The organism is Bradyrhizobium sp. HKCCYLRH3097, assembly GCF_051167875.1.
GTDB lineage: Bacteria > Pseudomonadota > Alphaproteobacteria > Rhizobiales > Xanthobacteraceae > Bradyrhizobium.
Map to the genome: position 1 here is coordinate 195469 of NZ_JBNPTX010000014.1, position 26975 is coordinate 222443.

Below are 26975 nucleotides of genomic sequence, written 5' to 3' on the forward strand. Positions count from 1 at the left end.
GCGGGTGTCGCAAAAGCAAAAGCCCCGGAGATCCGGGGCTCTTGGTTGGGCTTCGAGGGCTGCCTGCGCGCGCGAAGCGCGCCGAGCCTCAGAGGCCGAAATAGGGCAGGTCGCCGTTGCGGTTGGCGGCGCGGGCGCTGGTCATCAGCACGCGGTCGAGGGTCGCCAGCAGGCGGCCGAACAGCGACACGGGCTGGACGAGGGGGAGGGCGACGGTCTTGGCCATGGTTTGTCTCCTTCAGTGAGGCGGTATGACGTTCTGACTGAGGAGAATTTACGTATACCAGATGCCAGATACAACGGATTATATTGCATGGCGGTATGAGCATTTTGCGATGCAGCAGGAATGTGACGATTTGGATTTTCAATCGAAATTTGGCTCCTCATGCAGAAAGAGCCGCCCAATGGGGGGCTCCGAACAGTTAAAAGGTAATTAGATACGCATTCGGGGCTATGCGACGGCTTGCCTGCCGCGGCTGGCTCGCCCACGACGATCCGGGGATCGCGGCCACTGCTGGACACCTCCCAGGTGCGCTCCGATCGCGTGCTCCGCGTGCAACGCGAGGGAACAATGGCGCGGGGCCAGGGAACCGTGCCGCCCGGGCCGCAGTTACCCTGCAATCGCACGGAGCGGCATGACCGGATGTTGATCGTTCAGTTCGGCGCGCTGTATCTCTTCTAGAAACGTATCATCGGCGAAGGAAAGGCCATGCGCGCCTTGATCCTGGCACTGTCCCTCCTAGCGATCGCCGGAAGCGCGCAGGTCGCTCACGCTGGTCTGAGCAGCACACCTCGTGAAGCGTCGGCTCCCGCCGATACCGTGATCGCTGCCCAGGACGCCAACCAGCAGGCCGAGAACCAGATCGGCCTCACCAAGGCGAAGCGTCGCGCCGTGCAACGAGGGCTGACCAGGCTCGGGTTTGGCACCAAGATCAACGGGACGTTCGACGAACAGACCCGCGCCGCCCTCGCCCATTGGCAGGAGGAGCGCGGCTACCCCACGACCGGCTTCCTCAATGCCGCCCAGCACAAGGTCCTGATGGACGCGGCCGCCGAGGCTGCCAAATCCGACCGCCAAGCCCGTCGCAGCACGGGACGCGCGCGACATCAGCGCAATGTCGGAGGTCCCATCGGCGCGATCGGCGGCGCGATGCACCGCGTGGTGGGCGGAATTTTCGGCAGGTAAGCGTTCAACCTCGAAAGAGCTGGAGGACGGCCATCGCAACCTGGCACGTTGTAGGACGGTTGTGACCACGATTCGCCGGGCGAACTCATGTTACCAGAGCATGCGCATGGCGGCGTGGATGTCGGGGAATGAAGCAGATCGGATCAACTTGCTTTGACCACTACGAGTCCTCCCACCCCTTGCGGGATGCGGCCTGGCCGGCCGCCGGATACGAAGAGGCTGTCGCATCTTCGGCAGATGTCTGCTGTGGCTCTCAACGACACCGTCGCAATCAATGACCTCTGGGCCCGAAATGGGCCAAGCACGTCACTTCACGTCGCCCAGGTCGGCGGCCTGGCCGAGCCGAGAGTCACCGATATCAGTCGTTGCGTCGTTGCGCGCACGCGGCAGATAGATCGTGACCGTGGTTCCCTTGCGGAGCTCACTCTCGATCACCGCGACACCGCCGCATTGTTTGGCAAATCTATAAACGCTGGCGAGACCGAGCCCGGTGCCTTTGCCCGGCTCTTTGGTCGTGAACAAGGGCTCGAATGCAACCGCGAGGATTTCAGGCGGCATGCCCGAGCCCGTGTCGGAAACCGCGACTGCCACGTAATCGCCCGAGAGATTGTCGTGCTCGCCGTGCAGCGTCCTATTCATCGTCGATATTTGCACGGTGCCTTCCGCGGTCATGGCATCGCGCGCATTGACGACCAGGTTGATGATCGCCATCTCCAGTTGGGTTGCGTCGCCGCGTACGGGCCAAGCCTCCGATGCGAGGTTGAAGATCAGCTTGCCGATTGTGCCCAGCGACTGCTCCAGCACTCCCTTCATGGCAAGGATCGCCTGATTGATGTCGATAATCGTCACTGCCGACGGCTCTTGGCGTGCGAAGGCCATAAGGGAGCGGACGAGCTGCTGGCCCCGTTTGGCACTAGCCAGGGCATTATTGATACGCAATCGCGAGCGGGGATCATCGATCCGCTCCTCGAGCATATCCAAGTTTCCTAGGATCGGGGTGAGCAGATTTCCGAAATCGTGGGCGATGGTGGCGGCCATCTGGCCAATCGCTTCCAGCTTCTGTGATCGCCGGAGCGACTCCTCGATTTGCGCTTTTTGGTGCTGCGCCTCGTCGCGCTCGACCTCGCGCTGGTTGATCAATTGGGAAGCCGTTGTCAGAGCGTGACCTAGCTCGTTCACCTCCCGAATTTCGACCGTCGGGACATCAATCTTCCTGGACAGTCCCAGCGCAAGCGCCGGGGTCGTCATCGCGCGGATCGAGCGGACGATTCGCCTGCTGATACTTGCCGCCAACAACGCACCGAGCAACAGCACGAGGACCGCGGTAGCGCTCTGGATCATCAGTGCCCATCGCAGATTCGTCGTATAGACGCTCTTGGGAACGCCGAATGCGATCATCCAGCCCGTGATCGACGACCGGTGGTATCCGCCGATGACTGCGATACCTTCCAGCGTCGGGGTCTCGTATATGCCCTCCTGCGCCCTCGACGTCTGGCGTTGGAATTCAGGCGTTCCCTGCTGGCCGATGAACAGTTCCGGATCTTTGGTCCGGGCGACGATAGTCCCGCCGGTGTCGAGGATCGCCACGATCCAGCCCTCCGGTATCTTCTGCCGCTCCAAGATTACGGCAACATTCGCGGGAAGAATGCCCATCACAAGCGCATACGCGACCTTCCCGTCCCGAAACACGGGCACACCGACGGCGATTTGAGGCTGTCTCGATGTGGCTCCGATATAAAAATCGGAAATCGCAGGTCGGCCGGACTCGAAGATGGTGCGGACCAGGCCTGGGATGCTGGTTCTGGGCAACGGCTGACCGTAGGGGACCATCGTGCTGACCAGGAGTTGTCCGGCCGCGTCCGCGATGACAATTACATTGCCTGTCAGCCACTGCAGCAGTTCGCGCGAGTGCTCGTGAAAGGCGGCAAGATCACCGGACTGCAGGTAGGGTGACTTTGCAAGCACCCGCAAGCTCGACTGGACGCTGAGCAGCTCGCGGTCGACCGCCTGCATCAGCGCGCGTGTTGTGGCCACGGTATTGCGTTCTGCATTGTCGCGTGCCGCAATATACGAGTCGGTGATCAGGTAGCCGGCGACCAGCATTGCCGGAACCGTGCAGACCACGAGGAGCAACCCCAACCAGAACCGAATGGATCGACCACGGTTTTCGACAGGAGGTACGCGCCTGGACATGAACTCTTCACCGATAGAGTTTTGGAAAGAACCTCGCGACAGCCCACCATGCAAAACCCTATGAGCCTAAGGCGGGTTCTATTTGATTTGAGTCAAACGCCTACGATGAGAACCCGGGCCAACGCCCCGCCTCCAGGTATGGGATCGGGAATTTTCGCAGCCTCATGCCTGCCCTCAAGCTGAGGGAAGACCATCGTGTCGGTTCAAAGCAGAACTCTGGAATGGGCCTTCGCTACTACAATGTGGGATGCTAGCGAAATGTCTCAGATCGGTCACAAGCGGTCGAACCTCCGGCGACTGTGTCACGTCCGCTGCGTCCCTAATACCGGACATGCCGATACAGGCCCGATCGTCAGCCGTAGGCGGTGATCGCGCGGCTGGCCGTTTGTCCCCCTCTTGGCGGATCTCCACCGGTTAACTTTTCTGAGAGGTGATCTGTATTGATCAGCATGTTGGAGTGCGAGGGTAAAAGCTATTCCCACCGGTCAGTCGCGGGCATCTATCCGGTGACTGGGAGCATCGCGTTCACGTCTGATGCGAGGGAGTACGTCATGAGCCTGTTTTACGAGCCACCATGTCCTAAGTGCCGGAGACCCACAATCTTGGCGCGTATCACGCCCGGTTCGTCTGGTCTTGGTATCCGAACGTTCAAATGCCCCGCGTGTGAGGAAATTCATCAGCGGGTAATCGGATTCGTCGATCCAATGAAATCTCGAACGGTAGAGGGCTGGTTGCGCGGTGAATTGGGAGCGCCGGTGCAGAGCTCCGAGCGTAGCGTGTTCCAAATACACAACTCAACTCTGGAACAAGACAATTCCTTAAATGGAAACTACAAAGCTTGAGAGGTTAGCTCCCGGAGTATCGAGGAGATGCTGTCAGAGCCATAAGGCTTAGGCAGAAATCTGCTTCCCTCCGGTAATCGGCTTCTTTGAACGCATGATGTCCTGAAGTCGCGATGATCTTGATCGGGCCAGCGACCACGCACAAAGTGCGCGAGCTTGAGCCCATCCATCGATCCGGCCATCTGGATATCGGTAAAGACGACATGAATATCCGGGCGCGTTTCTAGGATGGCAATCGCCTCGTCCGCGTTGCTAGCTTTAGCCGCCCTTCGCATCTGTTCTGCCACGCCGAGGGGCTTTTCGGAAGTGAGCACCGCGTCCGCGACTCCGGGCCTCCCCAATTGACGGCCTCACGCGCGCCAATCGGCAAATTATAGGCAATCCAGTCGTCGACGCGAGGATTGCGGAACTGGAACAATTTCTCGTTATGGCTGTTGTCATCCATGATCTCCGGAGTGGATAGATCGAGACGACCTGGGGCAGCAAACCACAATGAAAAGATCATTCACAGCCCTCGGCATTTTCGCGCTTCTGGGAGCGCTGACAGTTGCCTTGCTTGGCTTTGCACCAAAGCTCGAAGCGAGCGAGGTCGCCGCGTTAGCCAAGGGAGACCGGCTGGCAGTGAGAACGGCGTCAGCAAACTGCTCAGCGCAGACGTGGCCTCACTTCACTACATCCTGTCTGCAAAATACGAGTTCAAGCCAAACAATCGTGCAAGCTCGTCTGGTAACGGCCGGCCGCTAAGGCGCCGAAAGCTATCATCGTCCAGCATACGATGGTTCGCCCCGCGCCTGAAGACAATGGCCAGAAAAGTGCCAGCTTGCGAACTGGGCTTCGCAGAAGTGTCGGCCCGGCCGACGCGAATCATGGCGACGCCGTGAAACGCACTTATCCTCCTCTTTTCCAGGGTTTGCATGACCTCCGATTTACCTGAAGTACCAAAAGTCCTCGTTGTCGAGGACGAAATGATGCTGCGTATGCGGGCGGTGGATATTGTGGAAGATGCCGGGTTCTCTCCTGTGCAGGCCGTCGATGCCGACGAGGCGCTCTCTATTCTCGAATCACGCTCTGACATATCGCTCCTCTTTACCGATATTCAGATGCCCGGCAGCATGGATGGGCTCAAGCTTGCTCACGCGGTCCACGACCGCTGGCCGGCCATCAAGATCATTTTGGTTTCCGGCCAAGTTGAGCCTTCCGACGCAGATAGGCCTCAGGACAGCCGCTTCTTTGGCAAGCCGCTAAGCAATGGCCAAATGATCACCGAACTGCAGGCGATGGTCGGTGCGGGCGCACTGACGACGATTCCAGACGCGTCCCTGTTGCCGACAGATAAGAACGGTTACAGCCCGGAAGCAATCGAACTTAAGCGAATATCCGCACAAGAGGCCGCGCTCTCCGCAGAGAATGATAGCCTTCGCTTATTACTTGAGCAGGCCAACATCGATGCCAAGGCCTTGCTCATGCAGTCTTCTATCGACGCAGAGCAGCGCGATGCAGCAGACAAGTTGCAGAAGCTGATCGTGGGCGAACTCCATCATCGCATAAAGAACAACCTCGCAACCGTCAGTGCCATCGCGTCGCAAAGCTTTCGGACCACAACCAGTATCGAGCACGGGCAGAAGGCTATGGAAGGCCGGTTGCTGGCGCTATCGCGCGCCCATGATTTGCTGATGCAAGTCAGTTGGTCGAACGCCAGCCTTACCCGCACCGTGAGCGGCGCAACCGAGCCCTTTGACAGTCAAGGAAACAGACGTTTCCATTTCAATGGGCCAGATATCAAGGTGGCCTCAAGTGCCGTTATTGCCCTCGCAATGACGCTCAATGAACTTTGCACCAACACCATAAAATTTGGCGCACTGTCGACCTCCGCTGGCAGCGTGGAGGTCGCCTGGAAGATAGATGAGGAAAAGCAGCGGCTTTGCCTGACTTGGACGGAACGAGGAGGTCCGCCCGTTCGGCCGCCCACGCGCAGCAGCTTTGGGACGCGCATGATGCAATCCCTCGGTCAGCAGCTCCATGGCCAGGTGCAGCTTTCTTACGAGCCGGCCGGCTTGATCTACTCGCTGGATGTGCCGCTAAGCTCAATCATCGCGAAAGCTTGAGCCATTCCGTCGATCCGGTTCGCAGGACTGTTGAACAGATTCGAGAACTGAGCGCATAAGAATATTACCGATGATCGGATCAACAAAATGATGAAGTTGCAAGCGCTGATAGTGACCATCTTTCTGGCAGCCATTGGAGCCACAGGCGCTGAGGCAGAGTGTGAGATCGCCGACGCCAAGCTGGAAGAAGCTATACAACAGAATCCCAAGCTGCGTGGTCCCGCCAATAGTCAGTCGGTACGCGATCTAAGAAGTTTGCGGGATGCTGCATTCACGCTCCGGTCCTACGGGCGTCAGGAGGACTGTGAGCGTCTTCTAGCAAATATCCGTGAATTGATAGCCGGGCCGCCAATGGGCTCGTTGGGCGATAATGACGAGGAAGATGCCGATAAACAAAACGCAGCGCGGGAGCCGAGAGCTAAACGCGGAGCGGCGCTGGGCAGTCGTGACAAAAAGGACGCAAAGCCGCTTTCAAGGATTGATGAACTCACCCCCGGCTTGAGGACGGACGAAATGATCGGCGCGGAAGTCCGCAGTTCCGACGACAAGATCGTAGGCGAGGTTAGAAATATCGTTTTTGGCACGAAAGATGGCCGAGATTACGCGATCGTCGCTTCTGGCGGCTTTTTTACAACGGGAAAGGAAAGCATCGTCGTGCCGATCAAATCGCTCAAGGTGACGCAGGATCGGTCGAGCTTCTTTCTTCCGATTTCCAGAGAGATCGTGAAAGCCGTGCCCCTCATGCCTGATCAGGACTACTTGTGGCTGTCGGATAAAAAGTGGCGTACCCATAATGACGGGTTTTTTCAGAGTCGCTGAGCACAGATGAACAATCTGGGTTCAGGCTATAGGTGCGAGCAAACGCCCATGCTCGTCGGCCTCGATCGTCTGCAACGCTTCAATCGTTTCGTTGACCGTAACGTCCGACCATTCGATCTGGATGAAGAAATCTCCTAGATCGTCGTGAAACTCGGATCGTACGCGTTCATCTGGGCAACCTCGCGCAACTGCCTCAGGATGTCCGCTCCGGGTCTTGGTCGTGTAAAAACGGCCTTGCGGACGTCCGTCCTGACCACGAGGACGCGGGCGTTTCTCAGGCTGTGATTGCCGCGATCAACGGCTTGACCCCGACGATGTTCATGACCCGTGTGAGGTTGTAGGCCAGAACCGATAGGGCCATCTCGGCGGCTACTTTTGGGAGCGATTTAGTGAGGAAGTGCGTCGCTCCCATACGGGCCTTCATCGTGCCGAACGGATGTTCGACCGTCTCGCGCCGCTGGCGCATCGCTTCCGGGTTTGCGTCAAGGCGCTGCTGCACTGCCTCAAGCAGATGCTCGTGCTCCCACCGTGTAATCCGCCGCTCCGGCCCCGGCGTGCACTGGGATTTGAGCGAACAGGTTTGACAGGCTGTGGTCCAGTAGCGCCGCAACACCTTGCCGTCTTCTTCGTTTGTATAGCGATACGGTAATCGCTCTCCAGCTGGGCAGCGATAGGCATCCTGTTCTGGCAAATAGACAAAGTCCTGCTTACCGAAGCGTCCCTCCGACTTAGCATTTGACGTCTGCGGCTTGGGCAGCGTCACCGTGATTCCGGCCTCGTGGCACGCGAGGATCTCTGGGCTATTGAAGTAGCCGCGATCGGCTACAGCGTCGAGCGTCTCGCTCTTGAGAACGGCCTTTGCCTGTTTGGCCATGTTAGCAAGTTGGGCGCGATCTGAACCGCTGTTCGTGACCTCGTGCGTCACAATCAGATGGTGCTCGGTGTCCACGGCGACCTGTACATTGTAGCCGACAACGCCGGAGCCGCGGCCGCTCGTTGCCATCGAGCGGCTGTCGGGATCGGTCAGAGAGATTTGCTGATCGGACGACGCAAGCATCTGCTTCTCATACGCGGCAAGCTTGCCCATTTCCTCCTTCAGCTTCGTGAGCTTCTCGGCAAGTCTCGTCACCTTCGCAGCCAGCGCCTCTGTCGGCTCCTGGCGGTCGGCCGTGTCAAGTTGGCTCAGATAACGCGCGACGCTCTCCTCCAGCTGAGCACGCCGCCGTTGGACCTTTGCCCGTGTGAAGTTCTTGTCTCGGTTGTTCACGGCTTTGAACTTGCTGCCATCGATGGCGACGCTCGCCGTCGCCAGAAGGCCCATCCCACGGCAGAGTTCGACAAAGCGCGCACAGACCATGCGAAGCGCCAGGCCGTTGTCTTTACGGAAGTCGGCGATGGTCTTGTGATCGGGCGCGAGCCGACCCAGCAGCCACATCACCTCGAGATTGCGGCCGGCCTCCCGTTCGAGCCGCCGGCTCGACTGCACCCGGTTCAGATAGCCGTAGATGTAAAGCTTCAGGAGAACCGAGGGGTGGTACGACGGCCGACCGGTGGCTGCCGGCTCCACCCCTTCAAAACCCATCTCAGACAAATCGAGCGCTTCGACAAATGCGTCGATCACGCGAACGGGGTTGCTCTCGTCAATGAAATCATCGAGGCATTCAGGCAACAGCGTCCATTGCCCACGATCCGCCTCTTCAACGAAGCGCCTCATCGATTCCCCCAAAAGAATCACTGGAGAATCATAACAGCCGCGCAGCGTTTTCACACAGCCAGGGTCCTAAGCCGTCGAATTCTCTACGACTGGGACAGGCGTCATCCAGACGCTCGCGTCGACATTGCAGATTTATCTAGCTAAGATCGACAACTATTGTTGTCATCAGCTGGTCGATCGAACTGGAAGCGTTGGACGTTGGAGCCGGATATGGGCGTCCCGAAAAGGCGCCTCATTTGGGACCTTGTGCAAGGAGGCCTCTCGGAGGAATCCTTCATCGCGCAATTCGGCGCAAATCCGCGAACTACGCCCGAGATCGTTCGCGTCGAGCTTGAGGAGAGTTTGACAGAGAGGTCGACCGATAACCTCAGATTTGCGCTCATCCTCGCATTTCGGTTTGGTCTCTCGCGGCAATGGGCTCCGTTGCTGTGCAAGCTGATGGGAGAAGATTGGCACCACAGTCACGAAGACATAGCCGGCGCCCTTCAAGATTTGCGTTTGCCGGTCACCATTGACTGCCTGTATCGGACCGCGTTGCGCAAGCATGATTATCTCGCCTGCAACGACAATGAATCCCTGGCAATCAAGTGCATCTGGGCGCTGCATGATATCGGTACGCCCGAGGCAGCCGAGAAACTCCAACGTTTATCGCAGTCTGATTTGTCAGCGCGCGTTCGCGAGAAAGCTCTCAAGCGACTATCGGCGCTGGCGGTGACGCGACCCGGCGACCCGGTGCCAGCTTATCGCCGCGCAAGAGACCAAGAGGTTCGGCCCGACTGGGATTTGGGTGGATCTCAGCGCGACAAGTAGGGCAGCGGGCGATATCCTTCGCAGAAGCGTGCCAGGAGAGGTCAAGTCTCGGTGGGCGGGAATCAAAAAGCCGCCGGGCGATGCCGGCGGCTTGATGTCGGTGGGAGGTAGGTGCTGCGGCGCTCGCGCCGCTCCTGCCTTGGTGCTGCGTTGCCGCTTACTCAGCAGCTTCCTTGCGCGGCGGATCGAGTGCGCCGGAGTCGTGGATCTCGGCGACCTGATGGTCGCTGAAGCCCAGCACCTGGCGCAGGATCTCGTCGGTGTGCTCGCCGAGCAGCGGCGAGCGCGTGACGTCGGCCGGGCTGTCCGACAGCTTGATCGGGTTACCGACCGAGAGATACTTGCCGCGGGTCGGGTGGTCGACCTCGACCAGAGTGCCGGTCTTGCGCAGCGACTCGTCCTCGGCGATCTCCTTCATCGACAGGATCGGGCCGCAGGGGATGTCGAACTCGTTCAAGATGTCCATGGCCTCGAACTTGGTCTTGGTCATGGTCCACTGCTCGATGCGGCCGAAGATCTCGTTCAGGCGCGGCAGGCGGGCGGCGGGCTTGGCGTAGTTCGGGTCGGTCTTCCAGGTCGGCTCGCCGATCACGTCGCAGATCTTCTCCCAGACCGGGGCCTGGGTGATGAAGTAGATGTAGGCGTTCGGGTCGGTTTCCCAGCCCTTGCACTTCAGGATGCGACCGGGCTGGCCGCCGCCGGAATCATTGCCGGCGCGCGGCACGGCGTCGCCGAACGGCACGCCCTCGCCGAACTGGCTGTATTCCTTCAGCGGGCCGTGCTCGAGGCGCTGCTGGTCGCGCAGCTTGACGCGGCAGAGGTTCAAGACGCCGTCCTGCATCGCGGCGGTGACGCGCTGGCCACGGCCGGTGTGGGTGCGCTGATAGAGCGCGGTGACGATGCCGAGCGCCAGGTGCAGGCCGGTGCCGGAATCGCCGATCTGCGCGCCGGTGACCAGCGGCAGGCCGTCACGGAAGCCGGTGGTCGAGGCGGCGCCGCCGGTGCACTGCGCGACGTTCTCATAGACCTTGCAGTCCTCGTAGGGACCAGGGCCGAAGCCCTTGATCGAGGCGACGATCATCTTCGGGTTGATCGCCTGGATCTTCTCCCAGGGGAAGCCCATGCGATCGAGCACGCCGGGGCCGAAATTCTCGACCAGCACGTCGCACTTCTTGATCAGCTCGGTCAGAACCTCCTTGCCCTTGGGGTTCTTGGTGTCGAGCGTGATCGACCGCTTGTTGTGGTTCAGCATCGTGAAATAGAGGCTGTCCACGTTGGGAATGTCCTGAAGCTGGCCGCGGGTGATGTCACCCACGCCCGGCCGCTCGACCTTGATCACGTCGGCGCCGAACCAGGCCAGCAGCTGCGTGCAGGTCGGTCCGGACTGGACGTGGGTGAAATCGAGAATGCGAACGCCCTCGAGCGCCTTGGTCATGTCTTGCTCTCCGTAACGATTGGTCATCCCGCGACAGCGGGCATCTGATGTCCTTGCGGGTGGCCTTTACTTCTTCTTCGTCAGCACGCTCTGCGGATTGAGGTTGCCGATACGGCCGCTCTCGGATCCCGCAGCAGGATCGATCACGGCGTTGATCAAGGTCGGCTTGCCGGAATCCATCGCGTCGTTGACGGCGCGCTTCAGCTCGTCTGGCGAGGTCGCGTTGACGCCAACGCCGCCGAAGGCCTCCATCATCTTGTCATAGCGCGCGCCCTTGACGAACACGGTGGTCGCCGGGTCGTCGCCCGCCGCGTTCTGATCGGTGCCGCGATAGATGCCGTCATTGTTGAAGATAACGACGCAGATCGGAAGATTGTAGCGACAGATCGTCTCGACCTCCATGCCGGAGAAGCCGAAGGCGCTGTCGCCCTCGATCGCCAGCACCGGCTTACCGGTCTCGACCGCGGCGGCGATGGCCGAGCCCATGCCGATGCCCATGACGCCCCAGGTGCCGACGTCGAGCCGCTTGCGCGGCTGGTACATGTCGATGACGCCGCGGGCGAGGTCGAGCGTGTTGGCGCCCTCGTTGACTAGGACCGCGTCCGGACGCTCCTTGATGATGGTGCGGAGCACGCCGAGCGCGCCGTGATAGTCCATCGGCGAGTTGTTGTTCATCAGCCGCGGCGCCATCTTGGCGACGTTGTCCTCGCGCTTCTTCTGCACCGCGCTCAGCCACTCGACCGAAGCCTTGGGCCAGTTGCTGCCCATCGCCTCGCTGAAAGCCGTGACGACCGAGCCGATGTCGCCGACCACGGGGGCCGCGATCTCGACGTTGGAGTCCATCTCCTTCGGCTCGATGTCGACCTGGATGAACTTCTTCGGCTGTTCGCCCCAGCTCTTGCCCTTGCCGTGCGACAACAGCCAGTTGAGGCGGGCGCCGATCAGCATGACGACGTCGGAGTCCTTCAGCACGGTCGAGCGCGCCGCGCCGGCGCACTGCGGATGCAGGTCGGGCAGGAGGCCCTTGGCCATGCTCATCGGCAGGAACGGCACGCCGCTCTTCTCGACGAAGGTCTTGATCGCCTCGTCGGCCTGCGCGTAGGCCGCCCCCTTGCCGAGGATGATCAGCGGGCGTTTCGCGTTCTTCAACAGATCGAGCGCGCGCTTCACCGAGTCGGGGGAGGGGATCTGCGCCGGGGCCGGATCGATCACCTTGACCAGCGAGGCCGCGCCGGCTTGCGCGTTCATCACCTGGCCGAACAGCTTTGCCGGCAGGTCGAGATAGACGCCGCCCGGACGGCCCGAGACGGCGGCGCGGATCGCGCGGGCGAAGCCGATGCCGATGTCCTGCGCGTGCAGCACGCGGAACGCCGCCTTGCACAGCGGCTTGGCGATCGCGAGCTGATCCATCTCTTCATAGTCGCCCTGCTGCAGGTCGACGATCTCGCGCTCCGAGGAGCCCGAGACCAGGATCATCGGGAAGCAGTTCGTCGTCGCATGCGCGAGCGCAGTGAGGCCGTTGAGAAAGCCGGGAGCGGAGACGGTGAGGCAGACGCCCGGCTTCTTGGTGAGGAAGCCGGCGATCGCGGCGGCGTAGCCGGCGTTCTGCTCGTGACGGAAGGAGAGCACGCGGATGCCTTCAGCCTGCGCCATGCGACCGAGATCGGTGATCGGAATGCCCGGCACGTTGTAGATCGTGTCGATCCCGTTCAGCTTCATCGCGTCGATGACGAGATGAAAACCGTCCGTGAGCTCCTCGTGCGTGTCCGGTGCCTCGGTCTTAACAGCAGTCTGCGCCATGCGCCTCTCTCCCTGGTCGTCTACGAAGGCGCTTTGCGGCGTCTTCTTCTGTTTGAACCTGTCAGCTGAATAGTTCCTGGCCGTGCGTCTCGACATAGGTCGCGAGGCCCAGCGTGTGATCACGGGCCCGCTTTTCGGCGAGCTCGGTGTTGCGTTCTTCCAGCGCCTCGATGATCGCGAGATGCTCGGGCAGGGAGGCCGCGATACGATCGGTGCGCCCGATCGTGAGCTGGCGATAGCCGCGCACGTGCAGCAGGATGTCGTTGGTCATGTCGACCAGTACCGGCGATTCCGACAGCGAGATCAGCGCCTGATGAAACGCGATGTTCGCCTTCGAATACTCCTCGACGTGCTCCTGCGGCGGGCGGTCCTTGCCGAAGTCCTTGAAGTAGTCGCGCAGCGCCGAGATGTCCTTCTTGCGCGCGATCGTGGTGATCAGGCGCGCCGCCATGCTCTCCAGCGCCGCCCAGGCGCGGATCATGTCGACGATCTCGCTCTTGGTCCGGCGCACCACGACGATGCCACGGCGCGGCACGGTCTTCACGAAGCCGTCCTGCTCCAGCATCGCGATCGCTTCGCGAATGGGCGTGCGGCTGACACCGAGGCGCTCGGAGAGAGCGCGCTCGTCGAGCATGACAGGCTCGGGCGAGGCGTAGATGTCCATCTTCAGAATGGCTTCTTTCAAGGCCTCATAGGCCTTATTCTTGAAGCTCGTCTCCGGGGCGATGCGAGCGATCGCGATGTCGGCCTCGGCCATGATGGGCAATGCCTTGTTCGTTTTTTCTGTAGACAAGACCGTCTCCTCTCCTTGGGAGATGCTTGTTTACAGCATTTTGCGTCCAAGTTTTTTGGCATACCAGATGCCAGGATGTCAAGCTGCGAGCTTTTTCAGCGTGTCCACATCTTCGTCGCGCTTGACAAAGTTTGCGTCTGGCATACCAAATGCCATAAACGACCAGCAATCCCCAGGAGGAAGCCCCGATGTCTGACGCCATCCCGAATGCCAAGGCCACGATCCGAGACGTTCTCGATCGTGTGAAGGCGGATAAACGCACCAGCCTCACCGCGCCCGAAGGCAAGATCGTCTGCGACGCCTACGGCATTCCGGTGCCGAAGGAGGGACTGGCGAAGTCCGCGGCCGAAGCGGCCAAGCTCGCGGGCGACATGGGTTTTCCGGTCGTGATGAAGATCGTTTCGCCCGACATTCTGCATAAGACGGAAGCCGGCGGCGTCATTGTCGGCGTCAAGACCGCCGACGATGCGAAGACGGCGTATGAGACCATTCTCGCGAATGCGAAGAAGTACAAGGCCGACGCCAAGATCGAAGGCATCCAGGTGCAGCAGATGCTGACCGGCGGTACCGAGGTGATCGTCGGTTCGATCACCGACGGCTCGTTCGGCAAGCTGGTGGCCTTTGGCCTCGGCGGCGTGCTGGTCGAGGTTCTGAAGGATGTGACATTCCGCCTCGCCCCCGCGACCAAGGACGATGCCCTGTCGATGCTCGACGGCATCCAGGCCCACGAAATGTTGAAGGGCGTGCGCGGCGGCGATGCCGTCAGCCGCGAGGCGCTGGCGGACGTCATCGTCAAGGTGTCGAAGCTGGTCAGCGATTTCCCTGAAATCGTCGAGCTCGACCTCAATCCGGTGTTCGCGACCAAGACCGGCGCGATTGCGGCCGACGTCCGCATCGTCGTCGATTTCGACTACAAGCCCCGTCCGGCGCCGCGCTCGAACGAGGAAATCGTCACCGCGATGAACCGCATCATGAAGCCGCAGGCGGTCGCCGTGATCGGCGCCTCCGCCGAGGACGGCAAGATCGGCAACTCGGTGATGAAGAACCTGATCAACGGCGGCTACAAGGGCCAGATCTACCCGATCCACCCGAAGGCCTCCGAGATCCTCGGCTACAAGGCCTACAAGAGCGTCAAGGACGTGCCCGGCGTGATCGACACCGCGGTGTTCGCGATCCCCGCCAAGTTCGTCGCCGGCGCGCTGACCGAATGCGGCGAGAAGCAGATCCCGGGCGCGGTGCTGATTCCGTCGGGCTTTGCCGAAGCCAATGAACCGGAGCTGCAGGCCGAGATCGTCGAGATCGGCAAGAAGTACAATGTCCGCCTGATGGGGCCGAACATCTACGGCTTCTACTACACGCCGGCCAATCTCTGCGCGACCTTCTGCACCGCCTACGACGTCAAGGGCCACGCGGCGCTGTCGTCGCAGTCGGGTGGCATCGGCATGGCCATCATCGGTTTTTCGCGCTCGGCGAAAATGGGTGTGTCGGCCATCGTGGGCCTCGGCAACAAGTCGGATATCGACGAGGACGATCTGCTCGCCTTCTTCGAGCAGGACCCGAACACCAACCTGATCGCGCAGCACTGCGAGGACCTCAAGGACGGCCGTGCCTTTGCGGAAGCCGCCAAGCGCGTCTCCAAGAAGAAGCCGGTCATCGTGCTCAAGGCCGGCCGCACGTCTGCTGGCGCCAAGGCCGCCTCGTCGCACACCGGCGCGCTCGCCGGCAACGACAAGATCTATGAGGACGTGCTGAAGCAGTCCGGCGTCATCCGCGCCCGCTCGCTGCGCCAGCTGCTCGAGTTTGCCCGTGGCGTGCCGGTGCTGCCGACGCCGAAGGGTGAGAACGTCCTCATCATCACCGGCGCCGGCGGCTCGGGCGTGCTGCTCTCCGACGCCGTCGTCGACAACGGCCTGTCGCTGATGACCATGCCGGCCGACCTCGATGCCGCCTTCCGCAAGTTCATCCCGCCGTTCGGTGCCGCCGGCAACCCGGTCGACATCACCGGCGGCGAGCCGCCGATCACCTATGTGAACACGGTCAAGCTCGGCCTGTCGGACGAGCGCATCCACGCGCTGATCCTCGGCTACTGGCACACGATCGTGACCCCGCCGATGGTGTTCGCGCGCAACATGGTCGAGGTGAAGAAGGAGATGGAGGCCAAGGGCTTCGTCAAGCCGATCGTCGCCTCGCTCGCCGGCGACGTCGAGGTCGAGGAGGCCGCCGAATATCTCTACCAGAACGGCATCCCGGCCTATGCCTATTCGACCGAGCTGCCGGTCGAGGTGCTCGGCGCCAAGTACAAGTGGGCGCGCGGCGCGGGCCTGCTCTAAGTCAAATCGATGCGAATGCCGCTCCGGCGTCTCGCCGGGGCGGCACTTTCTTTGATAGCGTGACGAAGCAAGATCCGTCCGTCCGGCAACGGCGCCGCCTGTGAGGGCGGTGCAGAGAGGCGCCACGTGATCCGTCGCAAGACGATCGAGCCACGCGCGGATGCTGCGGCCGAACCCCGCGACGGCGGCGTGCAATCCGTCGGCCGCGCGCTCCAGATCCTGGAGATTCTCGCCGAAGACGACGAAGGCTATCGCCTCAGCGATCTCGCCGTCCGTGCCGGGCTTTCGACCTCGACCGTTCATCGCCTGCTGACCACGCTCGAGAAGCGCCGCTTCGTCCAGTTCGACCGCATGGAATCGAAATGGCACGTCGGCGCGCAGAGCTTTGCCGTCGGCGCGACCTTCACGCGTCGGCGCAATTTCGTCGCGCTGGCGATTCCCTATCTGCGAAGGCTGCGCGACCAGTCGCGCGAGACCGCCAATCTCGCCGTCGTCGACGATGAATCGCTGATGGTGCTGCTGCGGCTGGACAGCCGCGAGATCATGCGCTCGCTGACCAAGGTCGGGGGCCGCCTCGCCATGGTCGCCTCCGGCATGGGCAAGGCGGTGCTCGCGACCTATTCCGATGACGACGTCAACGGCATCATCCACCGCCAGGGCATGCCGCGCCTGACCGAGAAATCGATCATCCGCGCCAGCGACCTGTTCCGCGAGCTCGAGACCATCCGCCGCCAGGGCTACGCCGTCGACGACGAAGAGGCACGCCTCGGCCTGCGCTGCATCGCCGCCGTCGTCCACGATTCCTGCCGCGAGCCGGTGGCGGCGATCTCGGTGTCGGGCCTGGCGAGCCGGCTGACCGAGGATCGGGTGCCGGTGGTCGGGGGAATGGTGCGGGATATCGCAGGGGAGCTGACGGCGGCGCTCCGGGGCGTGGCGCAGCCTGACTAGCTTTGGCGTTCGGAACTACGCCGAATATAGCGGGGACCACGAGATAAATAGCTCGGTCGAGTGGGGGGACCTTAGAGGTCACCCCCATTTTCTATCCGACAAGAGAAATCTATCTACACTTTTGGCTGCAATTGCAGAACGGGAAGAGGTTGAGAGCCTAATGCTTCCTTGCAACACAATCTAAGGGGGAGTGCAAACTTTTTCACCATTTGCTCAAACGACTTGCCGAAATGGACGATCATTTGAACATAACAGGAACGAAATGTCAACCGAAAATCCGAAATCTAGTGTCAAACTTCGGAAGTCATAGGCCGGGGTCAACAGGATAAGCTAAAATCTGCGACCAACCACTATGATGCTAGCTTGTCCCGCAGTTACAACTTCCTTCATCGACTAGATTCCTCTTTATAGGCGTGAGTTGATTGCGTGAGGCGCTTACCCGCCGACTTGTTGCCCTCGAACCCGATCGGCACGGTCGTTCCCCCGCGTATGCTCAAGACGTGAGCAGGTCGCTAGCCTATTTGGGCTTGCGGGGGCCGCGACGTCGCGCAACGATCCTGCCGCAATAGGCCAGCACGTTCAGCGAGTTCACCGCATGACCAAACTCACGCGCTTCTCGGTCGGCCCCCTGCACACCATGACGCGGCGGCTCGCCGACGTCGCATCGGGTCGCGCCGCACCCGATCTCGTCATCACCGGCGCCCGCGTGCTGTCGACCTATTCGGAGCGCATTCTCCCGAACCGCGAGCTGTGGATCACCGGCGGGCGCGTCGCGGCGGTGAAGCCGGCCGGGGCGCACAAGGCGATACCGAGCGGGTTCGCGATCCATGACGCGGCCGGCGGCATCATCGCGCCCGGCCTCGTCGATCCGCACATCCACATCGAATCCTCGATGGTGACGGCCTGCGCCTATGCGGAGGCCGCGCTGCTCAACGGCACCACGACGATCTTCTGCGACAGCCACGAGATCGGCAACGTCATGGACGTCGCCGGCGTTGAGGCGATGCTGGAGGATGCGCGGCAGGCGCCGCTGTCGATCTTCCTCACCGTGCCCTCGACCGTGCCGGCGACCTCGGCGGCGCTGGAGACGGCGGGCGGCGATCTCACGCCGGACAAGATCGCCGGCCTGTTCGATCGCTGGCCGGAGGCGGTCGCGCTCGGCGAGAAGATGGATTTCGTGCCGGTCTGCATGGGCGACGAGCGCAGCCATGCCATCCTTGCGGCGGCTTTGCAGCGCGGACGGCCGGTGTCCGGGCATGTCTATGGCCGCGAGTTCGTCGCGGCCTATGCCGCGAGCGGCGTCACCGATACGCATGAGGCGATCGACCGCGACATCGCCGACGACCTGCTCGATGCCGGCGTCTGGATTTTTCTGCGCGGTGGTCCGCCGACGACGCCGTGGCACAGCCTGCCGCAGGCGATCCGCACCGTCACCGAGCTCGGCGCCTCGCACAAGCGCACCGCCGTGTGCACCGACGATCGCGATGCCGACGATCTCATGCTGTTCGGCCTCGACTGGGTGGTGCGCGAGGCGGTGAAGGCGGGGATGTCGCCGGAGCAGGCGTGGTCGATGGGCTCGCTGCACGGCGCGACGCGCTTTGCGATGGATGGCGAGATCGGCGGTCTCGGCGGTGGCCGCCGCGCCGATCTGGTGCTGCTCGACGACGGCCTGAAGCCGCAATCGACCTGGTATGGCGGCGAGCTGGTGGTGGACAAAGGCAAGATCACGCCGCGTCTCGATCAGGCGCTGTCGCAGCGCTATCAGTACCCGAAGGCCGCCTATGCCACGGTGAAGCTGCCAAGACAGATGACGCTGACGCCGGAGCTGCCCACCAAGGCCTGCACCGTCAATGCGATCAAGACGGCGCTGCCCGGCATCACGCTGATCCACGACAAGGTCGCGATCGAGCCGGCCAACGATTGGGAGACGCTGTTTGCGCGCTACGGTCTCTGCTTCGTCGCCGTGATCGAGCGCCACGGCAAGTCGGCCGGCAATGTCGCGCACGGGCTCTTGAAGGACTTTGGCCTCAAGCGCGGCGCCGTCGCCTCCAGCGTCGGCCATGACAGCCACAACATCATCGTCGCCGGCACCAACGAGGCCGACATGCAGGCCGCCGTCGCCGCGATCGGCGCGCAGCAGGGCGGCGTCTGTGTCGTGGCCGACGGCAAGGTGCGGGCGATGGTTCCATTGCCGATCGCCGGCCTGTTGTCGGACAAGCGCGTCACCGAGGTCGCCGAGGAGGTGAAGCTGCTCAAGAAGGAATGGGCGGAAGCCGGCTGCACCATTCCCTACATGGGCTTCAATTTGATTCCTCTATCGGTCATTCCGGAAATTCGTATCACCGACAAGGGCCTCGTGCTGGTGCCGCAGATGGAGCTTGCGCCGCTGTTCGAATAGCACCATCGAACCGTCATGCTGTTAGGACATGTCAGCTGTTTGTCGTCCTAACTAACTGAGGCCACCCGTGTTTTGCCGAGCGTGCCGCATCGTGGGAAAAATCGACGACTGAATTGAGATCGCAGCCGTCAGCAGCGATCCTCGCGCATCAACCAAAAGAGGAAGCGCGAGATGGCGAAGATGCGGGCGATCGATGCTGCGGTGCGAATCTTGGAGAAGGAAGGCGTCACCTGCGCCTTCGGCGTTCCCGGCGCGGCGATCAATCCGCTGTATTCCGCGCTGCAACGGCGCGGCTCGATCCGCCACATTCTCGCCCGCCACGTCGAGGGCGCCTCGCACATGGCCGAGGGCTACACCCGCGCCAAGGCCGGCAACATCGGCGTGTGCATCGGCACCTCGGGCCCGGCCGGCACCGACATGATCACCGGGCTCTATTCGGCGATCGCAGACTCCATTCCAATCCTCTGCATCACCGGCCAGGCGCCGCGCGCGCGGCTCTACAAGGAGGATTTCCAGGCCGTCGACATCGAGCAGATCGCCAAGCCCGTGACCAAGTGGGCGGTGACGGTGCGCGAGCCCGGCCTCGTCCCGCGCGTGTTCAGCCAGGCTTTCCACATCATGCGCTCCGGCCGCCCGGGACCGGTGCTGATCGACCTGCCGCTCGACGTGCAGCTCGCCGAGATCGAGTTCGACGACGAGACATACACGCCGCTGCCGGTCTACAAGCCCGCGGCGAGCCGCAAGCAGATCGAGAAGGCGCTGGAGATGCTCAATGCCGCGGAGCGCCCGCTGATCGTCGCCGGCGGCGGCATCATCAACGCCGATGCCAGCGATCTCCTCGTCACCTTCGCCGAGACCGTCAACGTGCCTGTCGTGCCGACCTTGATGGGGTGGGGCGCCATTCCTGACGATCACGTGCTGATGGCCGGCATGGTCGGCCTGCAGACCAGCCATCGCTATGGCAACGCCAATTTCCTGGAGTCCGATTTCGTGCTCGGCATCGGCAACCGCTGGGCCAACCGCCACACCGGATCGATCGAGACCTACACCAAGGGGCGCAGCTTCGTGCATGTCGACATCGAGCCGACCCAGATCGGCCGCGTGTTCAATCCCGATCTCGGCATCGTCTCGGACGCCAAGGCGGCGCTCGAGCTGTTCATCACCGTCGCGCGCGAGTGGCGCAAGGCTGGCAAGCTGCGCGAACGGCAGGCGTGGCCGGCGGCGTGCCAGGATCGCAAGCGCACGATGCTCCGGCGCAGCGATTTCGACCAGGTGCCGATCAAGCCGCAGCGCGTCTATCACGAGATGAACAAGGCGTTCGGCCGCGACACCTGCTATGTCAGCGTCATCGGCCTGTCGCAGATCGGCGGCGCGCAGTTCCTCAGCGTCAACCACCCGCGCCACTGGATCAATGCGGGGCAGGCGGGGCCGCTCGGCTGGACCCTGCCGGCCGCGCTCGGCGTCCGCGCCGCCGATCCCAGGCGCGAGATCGTCGCGCTCTCCGGCGACTACGACTTCCAGTTCCTGATCGAGGAGCTCGCGGTCGGCGCGCAGTTCAACCTGCCTTACATCCACGTCGTCGTGAACAACGCCTATCTCGGCCTCATACGCCAGGCGCAACGCGGCTTCTCGATGGACTATCAGGTGCAGCTCTCGTTCGAGAACATCAACGCGCCGGAGGTCGGCGGCTATGGCGTCGACCACGTCGCGGTCGCGCAGGGCCTCGGCTGCAAGGCGATCCGCGTCACCGACCCGCGCCAGGCGCAGGCTGCGTTCGCGACCGCGCGGGAATGGATGGCGGAATACCAAGTGCCTGTCGTGGTCGAGTTCGTGCTCGAACGCGTCACCAACATCGCGATGGGTACCGAGATCGACAACGTCGTGGAGTTCGAGGAGGTGCTCGATCTGCCGGTCGACGAGACGCCGGCCGAGCCGGCGCGCACCTTGCAGCCGGCCTGACCGCAGCCATCGCACTCAGTCGAGGACCCATGACATGCCGCGCTTTGCCGCCAACCTCACGATGCTGTTCAACGAGCTGCCGTTCCTCGACCGCTTCGCCGCCGCCAAGGCGGCCGGCTTCGGCGGCGTCGAATACCTGTTCCCGTATGATTTCGACAAGGCCGAGCTGCGCGAGCAGCTCGCGCGCCACGGGCTGACGCAGGTGCTGCACAATCTGCCCGCCGGCAATTGGGCCGCGGGCGAGCGCGGCATCGCCATCCTGCCGGATCGTGTCGACGAATTCCGCGACGGGGTGCGTCGCGCGATCGAGTATGCGAAGGCGCTGGATTGCCGCCAGCTCAACTGCCTCGTCGGCATCGCGCCCGAAGATGCCGATCCGCGCGAGCTCAACCAGGTGCTGGTCCGCAACCTGCGCTTCGCCGCGACCGCGCTGAAGGCGCAGGGGATCAAGCTGCTGATCGAGCCGATCAACACGCTCGACATTCCCGGCTTTGTCCTCAACCGCACGGCACAAGCGCTTCAGCTGATCTCGGAGGTCGAGTCCGACAATCTGTTCGTCCAGTACGACATCTACCACATGCAGATCATGGAGGGCGATCTCGCCCGCACGATGCAGAAGCATCTCGCCCGCATCGCCCACATCCAGCTCGCCGACAATCCCGGCCGGCACGAGCCCGGCACCGGCGAGATCAACTACGCCTTCCTGTTCCGCCACCTCGATGCGATCGGCTATCGCGGCTGGATCGGCTGCGAGTACAAGCCGCAGGCGACGACGGTGGACGGGCTGGGCTGGCTGACCGATCGCACGATCGTTCCCGTGAGCTGAGTTTTCGGCTCACACGATTGCGCCACATGGCGCCGGTTGATTGCACGGTCACCGAAATGTGCTCCGCCGTCATTCCGGGGCAGCCGCGCAGCGGCTGAGCCCGGAGTCCATACCCACGGATGGCAAATACAGGACGAGCTGAGGCCACACGCGGCTCGCGCCATCGTAGACCGTTGTGGTCGGATTCCCGGCTCGCGCTAACGCGCGCCCGCGATGCCGGTGGGGAGGCAAAGTGCGCTTTTGACGTTGGCCTGGTCGCTGCGCGATCTCGCGTTGCAGGTTCTCCCGCCGAGCATCGTGCGTTCCCTCTCCCCGTTCGTCACGGTGGCGCGACGAGCTTCGCTCGCGCTGAGAGGGCCGGGGAGCAGTCACACGGGACGTGTGTCGCAGATGGCCACAGACATTCGTACCGAGCCGGCGCGGCCGATCTCGATCGTTGCTACCCGATGGCTGTACCTAGGCAAGGGCTGCAACTTTTATGGAGGAGGCTGGTCCAGAGGGTCTCGTTCGATGAAGTCTCGCGGGACACAGAATGAGTGACCACTGTAGCGAGCTCCATCTGTGTCGACGATAGTCGTACCGAATCCAAGCCAGTAGTAGCCATGGCTGTCAATTTCATTGACCGCGCAGGATTGGCCGATAAAGCCGCGCATTTCCGCTTGCTCGCTGGCGGGAAGGTCATGCACCAGCCAATCAGGCAGGCCAAGCAGCCTGACACGGTCCCCAACCTGAATGTCGTTCGACACCTTGGCAAGCTCCCGACTGCGGCTCACTTTTTCTGGTTTCCGGTTTTCGTCCGTGTCGATGCCAGTTTCGAGGGCATCACTTATGATTTGGTCGCGTGGTAGGCCCGGGTGCACCGGATCATCTTCTTACCGAGTGGGCAGTCCAGTATGCTTGACCCTCGCGAGGTTGCGGCCACGCCATCGCTACGGACGAAGAAGTGCTTGGTCCTCCGCAAAAGACTCCAGAAGAGACCGAAATCGTTTTCGGATCTCGTCCGCCTGATAGAGATATTTGCGGCTGAATTCTAAGGACAGGACACCCCATTGCGCCCCAGTCGCGTCCGCAATCGTGCAGCCGGGGTTCTTGTTCGTGAGCTTATCGCAGGCAAATATCAGAGGGCCTTCGGTCGTGTCCTTGAAGTAGAGCTCTTGGTCGGCAGCCTCACATAGACGGTAACCGGATTCGACCGCCCGGAATACGCCCGGTCCCTTGTCGGCGCACCAGCGATTCCACTCAAGCTGTCGTGCGGACAAATCCAGCTCTTTCTGCCAGCCGTGGATCGTCGCGTTCAATTGATCTCCAAGTCCGCCGTAATAGGGAGGTTTCAGGAACTTGTTGGCGTTGTCCGCTGTCCTTGGCACCAGTCCAGGAAGCAGGACACGAATCTCGAAGATCGTATTCTTGGTCGGCTCGACATCTGGCCTGCTCAAATCGACCAGATAATTGCGTGGGATCTTGTAGATCTTGCTGCCAAACGCGATCGGAATTGGTGTGCTCTCGAGAGATGGATACTCTCGAAACAGTTCGTCATCAGATGCGTGTCCATTGACCATCTCTTCGACGGACTCGTGCTTCTCGAATAGCGGATCACGATCGGTTGCGTGACCAAAAGACGTGCAACCGAAGAAGGAGTATGCGATCAGCGCGGTCGTAAGGACCAAGCGGACAATCCGCCTCGTCGAGTCGGGAGTTTTTGCGCCGGGGGAGATGCTGGCTGCGCCATATTGCCTTTGTCCAACCTCAGCCATGGCCCCGGTCCACTTGTCGTATCTGGCAACCCTCGCTCCGGTTGCAGTATCTCGCTTGATCTACTGTAAGCACCGCAAGCGCTGAACTTTCGGTTAATAGAAAGGTCCCCGAGGATGCAAAAGCCTCGGCGACAATGACCTCACCTGACGAAACAGTTATTTGCATTCGACCGTCGCTCCGCGGCAGACGACGAGTGCTGGAAACCCATCCGAGGTCACTGATGTCATCTGTTGCGACCGTGTTTGCGCAATCCTTCTTCCACGGCACGCGCGCCGATCTGCGGCCGGGCGACCTGATCGCTGTCGGGTATCCGTCCAACTTCACCGAGGCGCAGCCGATGTCCTGGGTCTACTTCACGGCGACGCTGGATGCGGCGATCTGGGGCGCCGAGTTGGCTACCGGTGACGGACGGGGACGGATCTACGTCGTCGAGCCCACAGGTCCGTTCGTTGACGACCCGAACCTGACGGACAAGAAGTTCCCGGGAAATCCGACGCGGTCTCATCGATCCCGCGCGCCTCTGCGCGTCATTGCCGAGGTCGTTCATTGGCAGGGGCACGCGCCGGATGTGGTGAGGCAGATGAAGGAGGGCGTTGCGCGCGCAATGACCGAAGGGCCGGGCATCATCGACTGAACGGCGCGGCGGCATCGCACTGCCGTCGATCCGTCGCGCCCGATGGCTGTTTGCGGATGCTGCGACGCGCTCGCCACGCGGCGCCCTCCGTCCAGAACATCGAAAAAGTCCGGTGGCAAGGTGCGTTCGAACTGGTGTCGACGCACGAAATCTCCTCCTCATGAGCCGAGCCTATCGCCGAGAGGCGAGGGTTGGACTTGGCGTCCATGATTGATCGGGGGCGCCGCTCGGCAGCGTCGCTCGCCTTTCGGCGACGGCATGGTTGAAGAGTTCGAGGACCAAGCCGAATGCCGCCAAGTCCTCTGGTTCGATGGCTCCATCGTCATAGCCCTTGAGTGTCTCGGCGATGATCCCGTCGACCTCTCGTTGCCAGCTCAGCAGATCGTGTTCCGAGCCGGCATTGCGCACCTCCGAAACCACCGCAAGAATGCGGTTGCGGCCGCTGGTGTCGTCCTCCAGTTCATCCCGGTTCAGATAGCGGCGCAGCCATTCGGCGGCCGAACCGATGCCGGAAAGTACGAGCAAGGCGAACCAGAAATAATCGCTGTACTTGTCCAGAAAGGTTCGCTCCGTGCCGTTGATCACCGCCGCGGCGCCTCGATGTACGGAAGGCTCGGTCTCCTTCTCGGTATCGGGCTTCGTGATGTGCGAAGCGCCGGCGAGGCCTTGCGTGATCGTGTCGCGGACCGCGAAAAGCTGCCGGTAGAAGGCCGCCGCCTTGGCTTCTGAAAGCTCCTTCTTGGCCAGGATCAGGTGATTGACGCTGATCGTGTCGACCTTGTCCTCCGGCCAGGCCGGTTTCGCGTTGAAGACGCTGGCTGGAATTTCCTCGGCCTCGTAGCGCGGATGCTTCAGGGCAATGGCCTCCGATGCTTCGATCGGAAGAAACGTCGGAGCTCCGCGGGCTCGGGAGGTCGCGGTGATGGCGTCCACCGTGATCTTGCTGTCGAGCGGACCGACGGCGAGATACGCATCGAGGGTGGGGTCTTGCGCAAGCTTCTCGATCTCGTCTGTCCCGAATTGCGCCGTGGCAACCCTATCGGGTTGCACGCCGGACCCCTCCAGAATGGTCTGGAGCACAGCGACGTTTGCTCCGGTCCTCCCGATGATGCCGACCTTGTGACCTGCCAGTTGGGCGATATCTCCGATCTTGCCGCCGGCCTTCTGCTTGGGCTCGCTGCCGCGTCGCCCGGAGGGCGACCACAGCACGACATAGTTCTTGCGCAGGACCGCCAGCGTTTGCGCGTCGGGCGGCATGCCGAGGTCACCGCGGCCGACCGCCAGATCGGTTCTGTCGGCGGCCAGCAGGGCCAGGGATTCAGCCGCTCCGCCGGTCGTGATCGGGGAGAGCCGGACGGTCCTGCTTTCCTCACCGAAGGCGTCGGCCATCGCCTGGACCACCTTGTGGTCGTCGCTCGCCGCCGGTCCGACGGCGATCCGGAGAGTCTCGGGTTGCAAGACGTAGAACAGGCCGGCCGCAGCGGCGCCAAAGGCGACAAATCCCAAGGCCAACACGATCAGCAGCCTTCGTTGACGGCGGTCGTGAGCACTCCTGACCACATCGGACGATGACATCAGCGGACCCCTTGAGAAAACGCGTGTCGGCTCCAAGCGCACTGGAACTTGGGCGAACCGGTGTCAACCCGGAATGTTCCGTCGGCTGGCGAGAGTTGATGAAAGCAAGCCTTGGTGGGTCGCTTGGGGTCAAAAGGGGCCCTGAGGCACTCCGGCGCCTACTTCCGATCGGGCCCGAGAGCGGACATTCTCAGCGCCACTCCGGAAGGTCCGGAAAGGGCCAAATTCGGTCATTGTGCACGCTGCATCAAAGCGGCATACGCCGATGTTGGGAAGGGCGCCCCGTATTCCCGCTTAAAGTTCGCATCGGTTATATTAGCTCGCACGTGCCTGAGAGCTGCGACAAACGGCGATATAATTTCCTGCCGCGCACCGGCGAATTTGAACACAGTCGGCTCCGGGACTAAGGCGCTGCGCTTGTGATCCGGCCAGAGATTTATCTTCAGGACAGCCTGCGAGGATTGAGCCGCAGCTTGCAGGCACAGATCGCACTCAGATGCGCCTATTAGAAGGCGGATTCTATCGTCTAGGAAGCCATCATACAAAACGCGAATCGCATCACAAAATGCTTCGAAGAAAGGAAAAACGCGCGTTGTGAAGTCGGCCTCGAATTTTTGCGAGCCCGAGGAGAACCGCAGCACCATTCCCCCACGGATCGGAGGTAACATTTCCACTTGAAGGTCATCTACCATCGGACTTTTCTCAGGTAGGCAATACGGACACCGCGACCCCGTGGCGAATCCTGCCATCCATCATGGCCAATGGCAAATGACCGCTGTGGGTCTTGGTCGTGTAAAAACGGCCTTGCGGACGTCCGTCCTGACCACGAGGACGCGGGCGTTTCTCAGGCTGT

At 61.9% G+C, this 26975-nt stretch carries 20 protein-coding genes; 11 read left to right on the forward strand and 9 right to left on the reverse strand.

All coding sequences use genetic code 11. From position 1 onward, the window contains the following. Positions 1 to 88: 88 nt before the first annotated feature. On the reverse strand, positions 89 to 226 hold the full coding sequence (locus ACQR0U_RS28235; RefSeq protein WP_315716173.1) for a hypothetical protein: 138 nt from the start codon (positions 224 to 226) through the stop codon (positions 89 to 91). 483 nt (positions 227 to 709) lie between these two features. Here ACQR0U_RS28235 and ACQR0U_RS28240 point away from each other — a divergent pair, with 483 nt between their 5' ends. Further along, positions 710 to 1186, forward strand: coding sequence for a peptidoglycan-binding domain-containing protein (locus ACQR0U_RS28240; RefSeq protein WP_315753028.1), 477 nt, complete (start codon positions 710 to 712; stop codon positions 1184 to 1186). 306 nt (positions 1187 to 1492) lie between these two features. Here ACQR0U_RS28240 and ACQR0U_RS28245 read toward each other — a convergent pair whose 3' ends face one another. Then, entirely contained in the window at positions 1493 to 3289 is a 1797-nt protein-coding gene (locus tag ACQR0U_RS28245; RefSeq protein ID WP_316191357.1) for a sensor histidine kinase, read from the reverse strand. Positions 3290 to 5135: 1846 nt separating this feature from the next. Here ACQR0U_RS28245 and ACQR0U_RS28250 point away from each other — a divergent pair. Both ACQR0U_RS28250 and ACQR0U_RS28255 read left to right on the forward strand, forming a co-directional pair. Then, the gene (locus tag ACQR0U_RS28250) at positions 5136 to 6326 is read left to right on the forward strand and encodes an HWE histidine kinase domain-containing protein (protein WP_316187447.1); all 1191 of its coding nucleotides are present in this window, start codon (positions 5136 to 5138) and stop codon (positions 6324 to 6326) included. A gap of 90 nt (positions 6327 to 6416) precedes the next feature. Further along, positions 6417 to 7145, forward strand: coding sequence for a PRC-barrel domain-containing protein (locus ACQR0U_RS28255; protein WP_316188182.1), 729 nt, complete (start codon positions 6417 to 6419; stop codon positions 7143 to 7145). Positions 7146 to 7419: 274 nt separating this feature from the next. Here ACQR0U_RS28255 and ACQR0U_RS28260 read toward each other — a convergent pair whose 3' ends face one another. Continuing rightward, a complete protein-coding gene (locus ACQR0U_RS28260; RefSeq protein WP_315716201.1) occupies positions 7420 to 8859 on the reverse strand; it encodes an IS1182 family transposase in 1440 nt (479 codons plus the stop codon). Positions 8860 to 9069: 210 nt separating this feature from the next. On the opposite strand from ACQR0U_RS28260, the gene ACQR0U_RS28265 reads away from it, so the two are divergent. Then, positions 9070 to 9669, forward strand: a complete 600-nt coding sequence (locus ACQR0U_RS28265) for a hypothetical protein (protein WP_434844211.1) — start codon at positions 9070 to 9072, stop codon at positions 9667 to 9669. Positions 9670 to 9826: 157 nt separating this feature from the next. Here ACQR0U_RS28265 and frc read toward each other — a convergent pair whose 3' ends face one another. The 3 genes from frc to ACQR0U_RS28280 all read right to left on the reverse strand — a co-directional run bounded on the left by frc (position 9827) and on the right by ACQR0U_RS28280 (position 13697). Next, complete coding sequence (gene frc / locus ACQR0U_RS28270) at positions 9827 to 11104, reverse strand: formyl-CoA transferase (protein WP_315718405.1); 1278 nt, start codon at positions 11102 to 11104, stop codon at positions 9827 to 9829. A gap of 66 nt (positions 11105 to 11170) precedes the next feature. Next, positions 11171 to 12904: an oxalyl-CoA decarboxylase gene (gene oxc / locus ACQR0U_RS28275; RefSeq protein ID WP_315828567.1), complete on the reverse strand. Its 1734-nt coding sequence runs from the start codon at positions 12902 to 12904 to the stop codon at positions 11171 to 11173. Between the two features lie 61 nt (positions 12905 to 12965). Then, positions 12966 to 13697, reverse strand: coding sequence for a GntR family transcriptional regulator (locus tag ACQR0U_RS28280; protein WP_315718407.1), 732 nt, complete (start codon positions 13695 to 13697; stop codon positions 12966 to 12968). 188 nt (positions 13698 to 13885) lie between these two features. Here ACQR0U_RS28280 and ACQR0U_RS28285 point away from each other — a divergent pair, with 188 nt between their 5' ends. The 6 genes from ACQR0U_RS28285 (at position 13886) to ACQR0U_RS28310 (ending at position 23006) form a co-directional block, all read left to right on the forward strand. Further along, positions 13886 to 16027, forward strand: a complete 2142-nt coding sequence (locus ACQR0U_RS28285; protein ID WP_316187443.1) for an acetate--CoA ligase family protein — start codon at positions 13886 to 13888, stop codon at positions 16025 to 16027. Between the two features lie 126 nt (positions 16028 to 16153). After that, positions 16154 to 16975 (forward strand): IclR family transcriptional regulator, encoded by an 822-nt coding sequence (locus ACQR0U_RS28290; protein ID WP_316187441.1) that lies wholly within the window; start codon positions 16154 to 16156, stop codon positions 16973 to 16975. A gap of 595 nt (positions 16976 to 17570) precedes the next feature. Further along, entirely contained in the window at positions 17571 to 19373 is a 1803-nt protein-coding gene (locus ACQR0U_RS28295; RefSeq protein ID WP_316187439.1) for an adenine deaminase, read from the forward strand. A 171-nt stretch (positions 19374 to 19544) separates the two neighbouring features. Further along, a complete protein-coding gene (gene gcl / locus ACQR0U_RS28300; RefSeq protein WP_434844212.1) occupies positions 19545 to 21332 on the forward strand; it encodes a glyoxylate carboligase in 1788 nt (595 codons plus the stop codon). Positions 21333 to 21366: 34 nt separating this feature from the next. Further along, positions 21367 to 22158 (forward strand): hydroxypyruvate isomerase, encoded by a 792-nt coding sequence (gene hyi, locus ACQR0U_RS28305; RefSeq protein ID WP_434844213.1) that lies wholly within the window; start codon positions 21367 to 21369, stop codon positions 22156 to 22158. Positions 22159 to 22760: 602 nt separating this feature from the next. Continuing rightward, complete coding sequence (locus ACQR0U_RS28310) at positions 22761 to 23006, forward strand: hypothetical protein (RefSeq protein ID WP_316203077.1); 246 nt, start codon at positions 22761 to 22763, stop codon at positions 23004 to 23006. Positions 23007 to 23087: 81 nt separating this feature from the next. On the opposite strand, the gene ACQR0U_RS28315 is transcribed toward ACQR0U_RS28310, so the two are convergent. Then, complete coding sequence (locus tag ACQR0U_RS28315) at positions 23088 to 23912, reverse strand: hypothetical protein (RefSeq protein ID WP_316203076.1); 825 nt, start codon at positions 23910 to 23912, stop codon at positions 23088 to 23090. 221 nt (positions 23913 to 24133) lie between these two features. On the opposite strand from ACQR0U_RS28315, the gene arr reads away from it, so the two are divergent. Beyond that, positions 24134 to 24547 carry an NAD(+)--rifampin ADP-ribosyltransferase gene (gene arr, locus ACQR0U_RS28320; RefSeq protein WP_434844214.1) on the forward strand — a complete coding sequence of 138 codons (414 nt, stop codon included), beginning with the start codon at positions 24134 to 24136 and terminating at the stop codon, positions 24545 to 24547. Positions 24548 to 24718: 171 nt separating this feature from the next. Here the strand turns inward: arr and ACQR0U_RS28325 are convergent, their stop codons facing one another. Both ACQR0U_RS28325 and ACQR0U_RS28330 read right to left on the reverse strand, forming a co-directional pair. After that, positions 24719 to 26122, reverse strand: a complete 1404-nt coding sequence (locus ACQR0U_RS28325) for a TAXI family TRAP transporter solute-binding subunit (protein WP_434844215.1) — start codon at positions 26120 to 26122, stop codon at positions 24719 to 24721. Between the two features lie 230 nt (positions 26123 to 26352). Beyond that, the gene (locus ACQR0U_RS28330; RefSeq protein ID WP_315754555.1) at positions 26353 to 26814 is read right to left on the reverse strand and encodes a hypothetical protein; all 462 of its coding nucleotides are present in this window, start codon (positions 26812 to 26814) and stop codon (positions 26353 to 26355) included. Between the last annotated feature and the right edge of the window lie 161 nt (positions 26815 to 26975).